Origin of the sequence: Cryobacterium sp. M91 (assembly GCF_002929615.1) — a bacterium.
In the GTDB taxonomy this organism is placed as follows: domain Bacteria; phylum Actinomycetota; class Actinomycetes; order Actinomycetales; family Microbacteriaceae; genus Cryobacterium; species Cryobacterium levicorallinum.
Window position 1 is genome coordinate 33,775 of sequence record NZ_PJJT01000082.1, and the last position, 12,795, is coordinate 46,569.

Annotated in this window: 13 protein-coding genes; 11 read left to right on the forward strand and 2 right to left on the reverse strand. The window is 66.8% G+C overall.

Going from position 1 to position 12,795, the window contains the following annotated elements; genetic code table 11:
* Nucleotides 1-70 precede the first annotated feature (70 nt).
* Entirely contained in the window at nucleotides 71-1,027 is a 957-nt protein-coding gene (coaA, locus tag CXY80_RS08325; RefSeq protein WP_092449502.1) for a type I pantothenate kinase, read from the reverse strand.
* A gap of 34 nt (nucleotides 1,028-1,061) precedes the next feature.
* On the opposite strand from coaA, the gene glmS reads away from it, so the two are divergent.
* Genes glmS through tsaE form a run of 4 tightly spaced genes read left to right on the forward strand, consistent with a single transcriptional unit; the run spans nucleotide 1,062 to nucleotide 4,934 of the window.
* Nucleotides 1,062-2,912, forward strand: a complete 1,851-nt coding sequence (gene glmS, locus CXY80_RS08330) for a glutamine--fructose-6-phosphate transaminase (isomerizing) (protein ID WP_092449504.1) — start codon at nucleotides 1,062-1,064, stop codon at nucleotides 2,910-2,912.
* A 6-nt stretch (nucleotides 2,913-2,918) separates the two neighbouring features.
* Entirely contained in the window at nucleotides 2,919-3,269 is a 351-nt protein-coding gene (locus tag CXY80_RS08335; RefSeq protein ID WP_092449506.1) for a holo-ACP synthase, read from the forward strand.
* 47 nt (nucleotides 3,270-3,316) lie between these two features.
* Nucleotides 3,317-4,387, forward strand: a complete 1,071-nt coding sequence (gene alr, locus CXY80_RS08340) for an alanine racemase (protein ID WP_104132264.1) — start codon at nucleotides 3,317-3,319, stop codon at nucleotides 4,385-4,387.
* The gene (gene tsaE, locus CXY80_RS08345) at nucleotides 4,380-4,934 is read left to right on the forward strand and encodes a tRNA (adenosine(37)-N6)-threonylcarbamoyltransferase complex ATPase subunit type 1 TsaE (RefSeq protein WP_104132219.1); all 555 of its coding nucleotides are present in this window, start codon (nucleotides 4,380-4,382) and stop codon (nucleotides 4,932-4,934) included. The genes alr and tsaE overlap by 8 nt, the downstream gene beginning before the upstream one ends.
* Nucleotides 4,935-4,945: 11 nt before the next feature.
* On the opposite strand, the gene CXY80_RS08350 is transcribed toward tsaE, so the two are convergent.
* Nucleotides 4,946-5,647 carry a FadR/GntR family transcriptional regulator gene (locus CXY80_RS08350; RefSeq protein WP_104132220.1) on the reverse strand — a complete coding sequence of 234 codons (702 nt, stop codon included), beginning with the start codon at nucleotides 5,645-5,647 and terminating at the stop codon, nucleotides 4,946-4,948.
* 123 nt (nucleotides 5,648-5,770) lie between these two features.
* On the opposite strand from CXY80_RS08350, the gene CXY80_RS08355 reads away from it, so the two are divergent.
* The 7 genes from CXY80_RS08355 (at nucleotide 5,771) to CXY80_RS08385 (ending at nucleotide 12,778) form a co-directional block, all read left to right on the forward strand.
* Entirely contained in the window at nucleotides 5,771-7,138 is a 1,368-nt protein-coding gene (locus CXY80_RS08355; RefSeq protein WP_104132221.1) for an SLC13 family permease, read from the forward strand.
* Between the two features lie 39 nt (nucleotides 7,139-7,177).
* Nucleotides 7,178-8,404, forward strand: a complete 1,227-nt coding sequence (locus CXY80_RS08360; protein ID WP_104132222.1) for a CaiB/BaiF CoA-transferase family protein — start codon at nucleotides 7,178-7,180, stop codon at nucleotides 8,402-8,404.
* A complete protein-coding gene (locus CXY80_RS08365; RefSeq protein WP_104132223.1) occupies nucleotides 8,401-9,912 on the forward strand; it encodes a carboxyl transferase domain-containing protein in 1,512 nt (503 codons plus the stop codon). The genes CXY80_RS08360 and CXY80_RS08365 overlap by 4 nt, the downstream gene beginning before the upstream one ends.
* An 87-nt stretch (nucleotides 9,913-9,999) precedes the next feature.
* Nucleotides 10,000-10,635, forward strand: coding sequence for a tRNA (adenosine(37)-N6)-threonylcarbamoyltransferase complex dimerization subunit type 1 TsaB (gene tsaB / locus CXY80_RS08370; protein WP_104132224.1), 636 nt, complete (start codon nucleotides 10,000-10,002; stop codon nucleotides 10,633-10,635).
* Nucleotides 10,632-11,153 (forward strand): ribosomal protein S18-alanine N-acetyltransferase, encoded by a 522-nt coding sequence (gene rimI / locus CXY80_RS08375; RefSeq protein ID WP_104132225.1) that lies wholly within the window; start codon nucleotides 10,632-10,634, stop codon nucleotides 11,151-11,153. Before tsaB ends, rimI begins: the two co-directional genes overlap by 4 nt.
* Before the next feature lie 5 nt (nucleotides 11,154-11,158).
* On the forward strand, nucleotides 11,159-12,244 hold the full coding sequence (gene tsaD, locus CXY80_RS08380; protein ID WP_104132265.1) for a tRNA (adenosine(37)-N6)-threonylcarbamoyltransferase complex transferase subunit TsaD: 1,086 nt from the start codon (nucleotides 11,159-11,161) through the stop codon (nucleotides 12,242-12,244).
* A gap of 81 nt (nucleotides 12,245-12,325) precedes the next feature.
* Nucleotides 12,326-12,778, forward strand: a complete 453-nt coding sequence (locus tag CXY80_RS08385; protein ID WP_104132226.1) for a DUF4190 domain-containing protein — start codon at nucleotides 12,326-12,328, stop codon at nucleotides 12,776-12,778.
* Nucleotides 12,779-12,795 lie beyond the last annotated feature (17 nt).

Here is a 12,795-nt window from a genome sequence, read left to right on the forward strand (position 1 = left end):
GTCCATGTTCTATCATGGGCCCCGTTTCCGGGCCCGGGCCCGGTCACAGGGGACCTCGCGGAAGCGCGGGTCAGACCTTGCGCAGGAGCACCTTGGAGACGGCGTGTGTGGGGTCCTTCCGCAGCACGAGTGTCGCCCGCGACCGGGTGGGACGGATGTTCTGCAGCAGGTTGGGCTCGTTGATGCTGGTCCAGATACTGCGCGCCTTGGCACGGGCCTCATCCTCGGTGAGCGCGGCGTAGCGGTGAAAGAACGAGTTCGGGTTCGCGAACGCGCCGCGCTGCAGCTTGAGAAAGCGTTCCTCGTACCAGCGGGCGATGTCCTGGGTGCGGGCATCCACGTAAACCGTGAAGTCGAACAGGTCGCTCACGGCCAGGCCGCGGCCCGGCCCGGGCGGCTGCAAAACGTTCAGCCCCTCGACAATGAGGATGTCCGGCTGGCGCACAACGATCTGCGCGTCGGGCACGATGTCGTAGCTCAGGTGCGAGTAGAACGGCGACCGCACCTCGGGGGCGCCGCTCTTGACGGCACTCACAAAGCGCAGCAGGGCGCGTCGATCGTAGGACTCCGGGAATCCCTTGCGCTCCATCAGCCCCCGGCGGTTCAACTCCGCATTGGGAAACAGAAAACCGTCCGTCGTGACGAGCTCGACCCGGGGAGTGTCGTCCCAGCGGGCCAGCATCTCCCGCAGCAGCCGCGCGGTGGTCGACTTGCCGACGGCGACTGAACCGGCGACACCGATCACAAACGGAGTGGGCCGGGCGCGCTGACCGAGGAATCCGCTGGTCGCCCGATGCAGTTTGCGAGCGTTCGCCGCGTACAGATTGAGCAGCCTGCTTAACGGAAGGTAGACATCCGTCACCTCGTTAATGTCGAGCGGCTCACCGAGGCCGCGCAACTGCACAATCTCGGTCTCTTTGAGCGGCAGCAGGGTGGTCGGCGCGAGGGCCGCCCAGTCGGCTCGGTCGAGTTCCACGAAGGGGGTACCGTGGCCGTTCATTACAGGGGCCAGCACCAGATCGGACATTCCACCAAGCTTAGTCCGGCTAAAATCGACTTCTATGTGCGGAATCGTAGGTTATGTCGGAAGCAACAAGACCGTTGACGTTCTCATGGGAGGGCTCGGACGGCTCGAATATCGCGGGTACGACTCCGCGGGTATCGCCGTGATTGACGAGTTCGGGGTGCTCAACACGGCCAAGAAGGCCGGCAAGCTCGTAGCCCTCACCAACGAGCTCAAAGCCCACCCGATCAACGACGGCGCGACCGGCATCGGTCACACCCGCTGGGCCACGCACGGCGGCCCCAACGACGAAAACGCGCACCCGCACCTCGGCGACAATAACAAGCTCGCCCTCATTCACAACGGCATCATCGAGAACTTCGCCCCGCTGCGTGACGAACTGCTCGCCGAGGGCTTCACCTTACTGAGTGAAACCGACACCGAAGTGGCCGCTGTGCTGCTCGGACGCGAATACCAGCGCGTCGGCGACCTGGCCGAGGCTTTTCGCACCGTCGTTGCCCGCCTCGACGGCGCCTTCACGCTGCTGGCCGTGCACCAGGACCAGCCCGGCGTCGTCGTCGGCGCCCGCCGCAACTCGCCGCTCGTCATCGGGCTCGGCGACGGCGAGAACTTTCTCGGCTCCGACGTGGCCGCTTTCGTGGAATACACCCGTCGCGCCGTCGCCATCGGCCAGGACCAGATCGTCACCATCACAGCGGATGCCGTCACCGTCACCGATTTCGATGGTCACCCGGTCGAGACCGAGGAATTCGATGTCGCCTGGGACGCCTCGGCGTCGGAGAAGGGCGGCTGGTCCAGCTTCATGGCCAAGGAGGTCTCCGAGCAGCCGGACGCCGTCGCCAACACCCTGCGCGGCCGCATCGCCGACGGCCACGTGGTCGTACCCGAACTGAGCGCATTCGGCGATGACGTGCTCGCCGGCATCCGTCGGATCGTCATCATCGCCTGCGGAACCGCCGCCTACGCTGGCCAGGTCGCCAAATACGCCATTGAAAAGTGGGCGCAGGTGCCCGTCGACGTCGAGCTTAGCCACGAGTTCCGTTACCGCGACCCGGTGCTCAGCGACGACACCCTGGTCGTGTCGATCAGCCAGTCCGGCGAAACCATGGACACGCTCATGGCCGTCAAGTACGCCATGTCGCTCGGTGCCAAGGCGATCTCGATCTGCAACACGCAGGGCGCGACCATCCCGCGCGAGAGTGATGCCGTCATCTACACCCACGCCGGCCCCGAGGTCGCGGTCGCGTCGACCAAGGCTTTCGTCGCGCAGATCACGGCGCTCTACCTGTTTGCGCTGCACCTGGCCCGGGTGCGCGGCAGTCTCACCGAGGCCGAGCAGGCCGCGCAGGTCGCCGAACTGCAGGCCATCCCGGCGAAAATCGAGACCGTTCTGCAGGTCGAAGACGAGGTGCGTCAGCTGGCCCGCTGGATGAGCGACACCCGCGCCGTGTTGTTCCTCGGCCGTCACGTTGGTTTTCCGATCGCGCTCGAGGGAGCACTCAAGCTTAAGGAGCTCGCCTACATCCATGCCGAGGGCTTCGCTGCCGGTGAGCTCAAGCACGGTCCGATCGCGCTGATCGAACCCGGTCAGCCGGTGTTCGTCGTGGTGCCGAGCCCGCGCGGCTCGGCACACCTGCACCCCAAGGTCGTCTCCAACATTCAGGAGATCCGCGCCCGCGGTGCCCGCGTCATCGCCATCGCCGAGGTCGGCGACGCCGCCGTGCTGCCGTTTGCCGACACCGTCATCCGCATTCCGCTCGCAGCTCCACTGTTCGAACCGCTGCTGGCCGTGGTGCCGCTGCAAATTTTCGCCATGGAGCTCGCCATCGCCAAGGGCCTCGACGTGGACCAGCCGCGCAACCTCGCCAAATCCGTCACGGTCGAATAGTCCGCAGTGATCAAGGGCATCGGGGTCGACGTGGTCGACCTGGCGCGGTTCACCCGCCAGGTCGCGCGCACGCCGGGCCTGGTACCACGCTTGTTCGCCCAGAGCGAACGCGGTCTGCCGGTACATTCCCTCGCTGCGCGTTTCGCCGCTAAGGAAGCTCTGATCAAGGCCCTCGGCGACAGTGCGGGGGCCACCTGGCAGGAGATGGAAATCGTGAACGACCCACACGGCAACCCCGAATTCAAGCTCAGCGGGGCGGCCCTGCAAGCGGTGAAAGATCGCGGCATCAGCCGCGTGCACGTCACCATGACGCACGACGCCGGCGTGGCCTGCGCCTTCGTCGTGGCCGAGTCGTGAGCGGGTTTCGCGAGGCCGTGATCAACCTCGCCGCGATCCGAAGCAATATGGCGCACCTGCGTGCGCTGGTCGGCACCCCGCACGCCATGGCCGTGGTCAAGGCCAACGCCTACGGTCACGGCGCCGTGCCCGTGGCCCGCGCCGCCCTCGCCGGTGGCGCCGACTGGCTCGGCGTCGCCGACATCGACGAAGCCCTGCAGTTGCGTGACGCCGGAATCGACGCGCCGATCCTGGCCTGGCTGCACGATCCAGGCGCCGATTTCAGCGCCGCCATCGACGATGACATCACCCTCGGCCTCTCGTCAGCACGCCAACTGCAACGGGCAGCGGATGCAGCGGCGGAACTCGGCCAGACGGCATCCGTTCATCTCAAACTCGATACCGGCCTGAGCCGAAACGGTGTGCACGAGAACGACTGGGCCGAGGTATTCGCGCTGGCCGCGGCCCTCGAGCAGGTGGGGCTGCTGCGCGTTGACGGCGTGATGAGCCACCTCTCCAACACCTCAGCCACCGACGACCAGCAGGCGCTGGAGTGTTTCGAGCGCGGTGTCGCCTTAGTGCGTGCCGCCGGATTGGCCCCGACCCTCGTGCACCTTGCCTCCTCCGCGGCCGCACTGCGGCTGCCAGCCGCGCGCTTTTCGATGGTTCGCCTGGGCATCACCCTGTACGGGCTGTCGCCGTTTGATGATGCCAGCAGCGCCGACCTCGGCCTGGTGCCGGCCATGACCCTGCGCGGCCGGGTCGCCCAGGTGCGCCGGGTGGCCGCGGGCGCCGGCGTCTCCTACGACTATCTCTGGCGGGCGCCGGAAGACTCCACGCTCGTGCTCGTGCCGCTCGGCTACGCCGACGGAATTCCGCGGCAGGCCTCCGGCAGTGCGCTCGTGCAGATTCACGGCGCGACCTACCCGCTGGTCGGTCGTGTCGCGATGGACCAGTTCGTGGTCAATCTCGGAGCCGACAATCCAGGCGTCGCCGTGGGCGATACCGTCGTGCTGTTCGGAGACCCGGCCACGGGAGCGCCGAGCGCGACCGACTGGGCCGACGCGGCCGGCACGATCAACTACGAGATCGTCACCCGCATCGGACACCGGGTGCCCCGGCTGCACATCCATGGCTGAGTCGGGTCGGTCTGAACTGCGGCGAACCATCCCCGATGCCGCCGCGATGCACCGCTTCGGTATCGGACTCGCGGCCACGCTGCGGGCCGGCGACCTGATCGTGCTCACCGGGCCGCTCGGCGCGGGCAAGACCACCCTCACCCGCGGCGTCGGCGAGGGGCTGCAGGTGCGTGGCGCCGTCACCAGCCCGACCTTCGTGCTCGCGCGCACGCATCCGAGCCTGGTTGGTGGCCCACCGTTCGTGCACGTCGACGCCTACCGCCTTAACAGCGCCATGGAGCTCGACGACCTCGACATCGACTTCGCCCACTCCATCGTGGTCGTTGAATGGGGTCGCGGCCTGCTCGACGGCATCACCGAGTCCTGGCTCGACATTGAAATCGAGCGACCGCAGGGCCGGTCTGACGCCATCAGCGAAGCGGATGCCGCGGTATCCGTTATCGATCTGGATCACGACCTCGACGAACCGCGCACCGTCACGTTGATCGGCCACGGGCCGCGCTGGACGGATGCGACCGACTTCGGGCAACTGCGACCGCGGCGCTGAGCCCCAGGCCGCTACTTCAGCAGCGCGACGTCCGAGACGAGTTCGATGTGTGCGAGCATCTTCGCCGCGGCCTCGTCGGCATCCTGCGAGCGGATGGCCGCCGTGATCGCTCGGTGCGACGCCAGGGACTGCTCGGGTCGTCCCGGCTGGGCGAGTGACTCGAGCCGCGTTTCGAGGATCATCTCGGCGATGAATGCCATCAGCTGGGCGAGCACGGGGGAGTGCGCAGCCGTCGTGACGGCTTGGTGGAAGAGCTCGTCGCCGTGCGACCCGCGGTCACCGACGGCGATTTCCTCGGCCATGACTCGGAGCGCATCCTCGATCGCGAGCAGGTCGGCATCCGTTCGGCGTTCCGCGGCGAGCTCGGCGAGTTTTACCTCGAGGGTGCTGCGGGCTTCCACGATCTCGGGGAGCCGGTTGCGATGTTCGCGGAGCCCACTGATCACCGTTGCGATGCTCGGACGGTGGACGAGAACGGCGCCGGTGCCGTGTTGAACGTCGATGACACCGAGCACTTCCAGGGCCACGAGGGCCTGGGCGAGGGTGGCGCGGGAGACACCGAGCCGTTCCGCGAGATCGCGTTCGGCGGGTAACAGGTCACCGGGGCCGAGGTGGGCGGACTCGATGTAGGCGAGAAGCTGGGCCACGAGCTGTTCGTAAAGGCGTGGTTTCGTGACGCGCATAAGCGGCTGGGGTATTGCGTCCCTCGTCATGTCTGCCTCCCTAAGATCTCTGGGCTCAACTTTACACGGCTCTTGACAAAGTCACCTACTGTCTAGGAGGCTAGTCCAGTGAGCCAATAGCCCACATTCATCTGAACCTATGGAGGAACAACGATGTCCGCTCCCGTTATCTCAATCATCATCCTGGCGGTGATGTTTCTGATCGCCACGCTTTTGCCCGTCAACATGGGTGCGCTGGCCTTCGTGGGTGCCTTTCTACTCGGTGCTGTCTTCCTCGGCATGGAGACCACCGATATTCTCGCCAACTTCCCGGGCGGGCTGTTCCTCACGCTCGTCGGCGTTACGTACCTGTTCGCGATTGCGCAGGGCAACGGCACGATCGACCTGCTGGTGCGCGGTGCAGTGCGGCTCGTCGGTGGTCGGGTGGCCCTCATCCCCTGGGTGATGTTCGTGATCACCGCCGTGATCACGGCCGTCGGTGCGCTGTCCCCGGCCGCGGTGGCCATCGTGGCGCCGATCGCGCTCGGCTTTGCCCGCAAGTACAAGATCAGCCCGCTGCTGATGGGCATGATGGTGATCCACGGCGCGCAGGGCGGCGGATTCTCGCCGATCGCCGTCTACGGCGTGATCGTGAACAGCCTCATCTCGACCACCGGGCTCGACGCGAGCCCGACAGCGGTGTTTCTGTCGAGCCTCATCTTCAACTTTCTGATCGCCGTCGTGCTGTTCATTGTGCTCGGTGGCCGAAACCTGATGTCGAGCCGGGTCGGACATTTCGTGGAGCAGGCCGCCGAAGCGCGCATGGCCGTGAGTGTCGGTGCGCGCGCCGGCGGTGATGTGGCGTTCAAGGGCTTCGGCTCCGGCATCTACGGCCCCCGCGACCCCGCAGGCGACGGAGTGCTGGCCACGGCCACCCGCGGAGAGCGCATTCCGCAGCTTGTGACGGTGGCCGGCCTCATCGCCCTCGCCGTGATCGCGCTCGGCTTCAAGGTTGACGTGGGCTTCGTTGCCATCACTATCGCCGTCATCCTCGCCCTCGTCTCGCCTGCGGCGCAGAAGGGCGCGGTCAACAAGATCAGCTGGTCCACCGTGCTGCTCATCTGCGGCATGCTCACTTTCGTCGGTGTTCTCGAAGAGGCAGGCACCATCGAATACGTGTCGGAAGCGGTGGCCAACCTCGGCATGCCCCTGCTTGCCGCACTCTTGATCTGCTACATCGGTGCCGTCGTCTCGGCCTTCGCCTCGTCAACGGCCATTTTGGCCGCGCTGATTCCGCTCGCCGTGCCGTTCCTCGCGACCGGGGAAATCAGCGCCATCGGCGTGATCTGCGCGCTCGCCGTCGCGTCGACCATCGTGGACGTGTCGCCGTTCTCGACCAATGGCGCGCTCGTGCTCGCCAACGCCCCCGACGACGTGGACAAGGACCGCTTCTACAAGCAGATCCTCGCCTACAGCGGAATCGTCGTTGTGGCCGGGCCGGCCATCGCCTGGGCGGTGCTCGTGCTGCCCGGGTGGCTGTAACCCGTCACCGACCCCACGCACCTCGAGAAAGGACCGATCATGAGTACCGAAACCGACACCCGTTCTGAAACCGACCGACAGGGCCCCCTCGCGGGCTACCTCGTTGTGGATCTCAGCCGCGCGCTCGCCGGTCCGCACGCGAGCATGATGCTCGCCGACCTCGGCGCACGCGTGATCAAGGTGGAGAATCCAGGCACGGGAGACGATACCCGCGGCTGGGGCCCGCCCTTTGTGGGCCCCGCGAACGATCCGCAATCCACGTACTTTCTCTCGTGCAACCGCAATAAAGAATCCATCGTCCTCGATCTGAAGAGTGACGACGGCCGGGAGGTGCTCAGCGAGCTGCTGCTGCGCGCGGACGTTGTGGTGGAGAATTTTCGTCCAGGGGTGCTCGACCGGCTCGGATTCTCGCCCGAGGCGATGCACGCTCTCAACCCGGCGCTGGTGATTCTCTCGATCACCGGTTTCGGCCACGACGGCCCGGAATCCAGTCGAAGCGGCTACGACCAGATTCTGCAGGGCGAGGCCGGCCTGATGTCCCTCACCGGCTCCGCCCCCGACGACCCGCAGCGTGTGGGCGTGCCGATCGCCGATCTGCTCTCGGGCATGTATGGCGCGTTCGGACTGCTCGCCGCGCTGCTTCAGCGCGAGCGCACCGGTCAGGGACAGATTGTGCGCACCTCGCTGCTCGCCGCACTGGTGGGAGTGCATGCCTTCCAAGGCACCCGCGCCACGGTGGCCGGCGAGGTGCCGGAGGCCCAGGGCAACCACCATCCGTCGATCGCTCCCTACGGGCTCTTTCCCTGCCGCGGCGGGAGCGTGCAGATCAGCATCGGCAGTGAGAAACTCTGGGCCACCTTCGCAGCCGAGTTCGGCCTCGATGCTGCGCAATCCGAGTGGGCCACCAACGCGCACCGTGTGCGCAATCGGGAGGGCCTCAAGGCTGCCATAGCGGATGCCTTCGCCAACTTCGATGCCGTGACTCTGCTGAAGAAACTGACCGACGCCGGAATCCCGGCCGGCAAGGTGCGTTCCCTGGATGAGGTCTATCAATGGGATCAGGTGCTCTCGCAGGGGCTGCTGATCGACGTTGAACACGAGGTGCTCGGCCGGATCAGCCTCCCCGGGCCTCCGCTTCGGTTCTTCGGACCCGCCGATACGGTCGAGACAACGCACACGATGCACTCCGCTCCGCCCGTGCTCGATCAGCACGGCAACGACATTCGCACCTGGCTCAACCGTTCACTGGAAGGTATCTCACTTTGATTTCTCAACCCGCGCTCGCAACTCGCCACCTCAATGCCACAGAGCTCATCGACGTGGTGCTCGATAACGGGTCCTTTACGAGCTGGGATCAGCCCGTGGTTGACCCCGACCCGAACGAGGCGTACCGGGCCGACCTCGTGAAGGCACGAGCGAAGAGCGGCACCGACGAGGCGGTGCTCACCGGCGAGGGGCTGATCCACGGACGCCGGGTGGCGATCGTCGTGAGCGAGTTCGCGTTTCTTGCCGGATCGATCGGGCTTTCTGCTGCTGACCGGATTGTGGACGCGATCGAACGGGCCACACGCGAGGGGTTGCCGGTCCTGGCCGGACCGGCATCCGGCGGTACCCGCATGCAGGAGGGCACGTTGGCCTTTTTGTCGATGGTGAAGATCACCGCCGCCGTGCGCGCGCACCGCGAGGCCGGGCATCCGTATCTGGTGTACCTGCGGCACCCCACCACGGGCGGGGTGATGGCCTCCTGGGGCTCACTCGGGCACGTGACGGTGGCCGAGCCGGGCGCGCTGCTCGGGTTTCTCGGCCCGCGGGTCTATGAGGCGCTGTACGGCAAGAAATTTCCGGAAAACGTGCAGGTCTCTGAAAACCTGTTCAACCAAGGGCTGATCGACGCCGTTGTGCCGCCGGAGCAGCTGCCGGAGATCGTGCACCGCGCCCTCACAATTCTCACCGACCGGGCCTCCATGCCGGTGGCGGCACCGGAGACCCTGAACGTGCGGCCGGCAGCGAGCGGCGCGTGGGCATCCATTCAGATTTCGCGCAACCCGCGGCGACCAGACCTGCGCCAGCTGCTCGCCTACGGCGCGCACGACGTGCTGCCGCTCAACGGCACGGGCGAGGGTGAGAAGGACCCGGGGCTCATGCTCGCCATGGCACGGTTCGGGCAGCAGAGCTGCATCGTGCTCGGGCACATCCGGGCGCGGCCTTCGCAAGACACCAGGATGGGCCCCGGATCGCTGCGGGAGGCCCGTCGCGGTATGCGCCTTGCGGAAGAACTCGGGCTTCCGCTGCTCACCGTGATCGACATCGCCGGGGCCGCGCTGTCGAAGGAGGCCGAGGAGGGCGGCATGGCCGGGGAAATCGCGCGCTCTTTGCACGAGCTGATCGGCCTGCGGTCGGCAACCGTGTCCGTGCTGCTCGGACAGGGTGCCGGCGGCGGGGCGCTCGCGCTGCTGCCCGCCGACCGTACGATCGCCGCCCAGCACTCCTGGCTGTCGCCGCTTCCTCCCGAAGGGGCAAGTGCCATCGTGCACCACAACACCGAGTTCGCACCGGCCATGTCGGAGGCTCAGGGCGTGAACGTGGCCTCGCTGTACGCCAATCGGATCGTCGACCACATCGTGGACGAGCGCCCCGACGCCGCCGACGAGGGACGGGCGTTCTGCCAGCGGCTGGCTGAAGCCATCGAATACGAGCTGTCCACGCTGTCCACGGTGCCCGTTGACGAGCTACTTCCGCGTCGCTTGGCCCGCTACCGTTCCCTCGGTCGCTGACTCTCGTCCTTTCGACGGATGATTTGACCCTCCAGCCGCAGCGGCCGACGCGCGCAGCGCCTGCCGCATCAAAGCTAGGCTGAGCGGGTGCTACTTGCCATCGATACCTCTGCCGGCACGAGTGTCGCCGTGGTCGACCTTGACCGCGGGATAATCGCCGAACGCGGCGAGGCTGACACCATGCGCCATGCCGAAATCGTCGGCCCGTTCATTCTCGACTGCCTCCTTGACGCGAAGATCACCCCGGCGGATCTCTCCGGCGTGGTCGGCGGCATGGGCCCGGGCCCGTTCACCGGCCTGCGCGTCGGCATCGCCTCGGCGCGCGTGTTCGCCCTCGGCGCCGGCAAGCCGCTCGTGCCGGTGATCAGCCACGACGCCATCGCCTACGGCCACTACCGTCGCGGCCACACCGGCCCGCTCGTCGTCGTCACCGACGCTCGCCGCCGCGAAATCTACTGGAGTGCTTACAGCGAAGCGGATGCCGTCGGCCTGCCCGTGCGCGTCGGCCTACCCGGACTCGCCAAACCGGCCGAACTCGACGAGCCCGCCTGGCAGCACGCGCTCTGGCCGCGCCTCGACGCCGCCACGGTGTCGGCCGGGGAACTCGGTCTGGTCGCCGAACTCAACTATGCCCATCGGCGCCCGTTCGCCGCGAACGAGCCGCTGTACCTGCGCTCACCCGACGTCACGCTCTCGAATGGACCCAAGCGGGTCAGCCGATGACGTGGCAGCTGCGCCGTGCGCACGAGGCAGACCTCGCGGCGATCATGCACCTCGAAACCAGTATCTTTGAAAACGATGCCTGGTCACAGCCGATGATGGCCCGGGATCTCGGCGACCCCGCCTGCTATTACCTTGTTGCTTTTCCCCCGGACGACCCGGATAATATCGAGGCCTACGCCGGACTGCTCGCCCCGCAGGGAGCCAGCGAGGGCGACATTCAGACCATCGCCGTCGCCGACTCGGCCCGCGGCCACGGCCTCGGACGCACCTTAATGCAGGCCCTCATCTCCGAGGCCCGCAAACGCGGCGCCCGGCTGGTGTTTCTCGAAGTGCGCGCCGACAACCCCAGCGCCCAGCGTCTCTACGATCGGCTCGGATTCGTGGAGGTCGGCGTGCGCCGCGGCTACTACCAGCCCGACAACGTCGACGCCATCGTCATGCGCCTGAATATTCCAGAATTGGAATCTATGCTCACCGCCCCAGAATCAGCCGTGCCCACCTCCGCGGAGAATCCGTGACCACCATGAACCGCACCGCCCTAAATCGATCAGAACCGCTCGTACTCGGCATCGAAACCTCCTGCGACGAGACCGGCATCGGCATCGTGCGCGGAACCACCCTGCTCTCCAACACCATCGCGAGCTCGATGGACGAACACGCCCGCTACGGCGGCGTCGTGCCCGAAATTGCCGCGCGAGCCCACCTCGATGAGCTCGTGCCGGCCATTGACGCGGCCGTCGCCGAGGCCGGCATTCGCTTGAGTGATCTCGATGCCATCGCCGTCACCTGCGGTCCGGGGCTCTCCGGAGCTCTCATGGTCGGGGTCGGCGCCGCCAAGGCGCTCGCCGTCGCTCTCGACAAACCGATTTACGCGGTCAACCACCTGGTCGGCCACGTCGGCGCCGACCTGCTGCGCGGCGCTTCCAATACCAACGACACCGAGCCACTCGAGTACCCGACGATCGCGCTGCTCGTGTCGGGCGGGCACACCTCGCTGCTGCTTGTGCGTGACCTGGTCAGCGACGTCGAGCTGCTCGGTGAGACCATCGACGACGCCGCCGGGGAGGCCTTCGACAAGGTCGCCCGGCTGCTCTCGCTGCCCTACCCCGGCGGGCCGCAGATCGACCGGGTCGCAGTCCTCGGCAACCCGAAGGCCATCCGCTTTCCGCGCGGACTCAGCCAGCCCAAGGACATGGCCGCGCACCGCTACGACTTCTCCTTCTCTGGCCTCAAGACCTCGGTCGCCCGCTTCGTCGAACAGCGCCAGGACGCCGGCGAGCCCGTGCCGACAGCCGACGTCGCGGCGAGCTTTCGCGAGGCGGTGGTCGACATTCTGCTCACCAAAGCTCTCGCTGCGTGCGCCGACCACGACGTGCCGCGGCTGCTGCTCGGCGGCGGCGTCATCGCCAACGCTCGACTGCGCCAGGTCGCCACCGAGAGAACGGATGCTGCCGGCGTTGTCCTGCGCATCCCGCCGCTCTCGCTCTGCACCGACAACGGCGCCATGATCGCCGCCCTCGGCGCGCAACTCATCATGGCCGGGCATGGGCCCTCGACCCTCGAATTCGGCGCCGATTCCACCCTGCCGGTCGGGCAGATCCAGGTTTGAGCAACGCCCAGTCGCCGGGTACCCGCTAACGGGATAATCTGGCAGGGCGAGCACCGAACGAAATTATGAAGGAGACCGCAGATGTCTGATCCCACCCAGCCCCCCGTCGAACCGACGAACAGCGGCCCGACGAACTCGAATCCGGCCGGTGCCAGCGTGCCCCCCGCCGCGCCCGCCTATCCAAGCTATCCGGCGGCGGGTACGCAGCCCCCCGCTTACGGCCAGGCTCCCGCGTATGGCCAGAATCCCGCGACCGGTCAGAACCCGTATGGCCAGCAGAACCCGCAGGACAAGTACAACGTTCTGTCGATCATCTCCCTCGTCACGTCGATCCTCGCGATCTCGATCGTGGGCATCATCACCGGCCACATCGCCCTGAGCCAGATCAAGAAGACCGGCGAAAAGGGCTACGGCGTCGCCCTCGGTGGTCTGATTGTCGGCTACCTCGGGTTCGTCGTGGGAATTTTGGTGCTCATTGGTTCCATCGGGCTGCTCGTCGGAATCGCCAACAGTGGTGTGAGCGAGCCCTACTAACCCCACCCGGTTCGCAG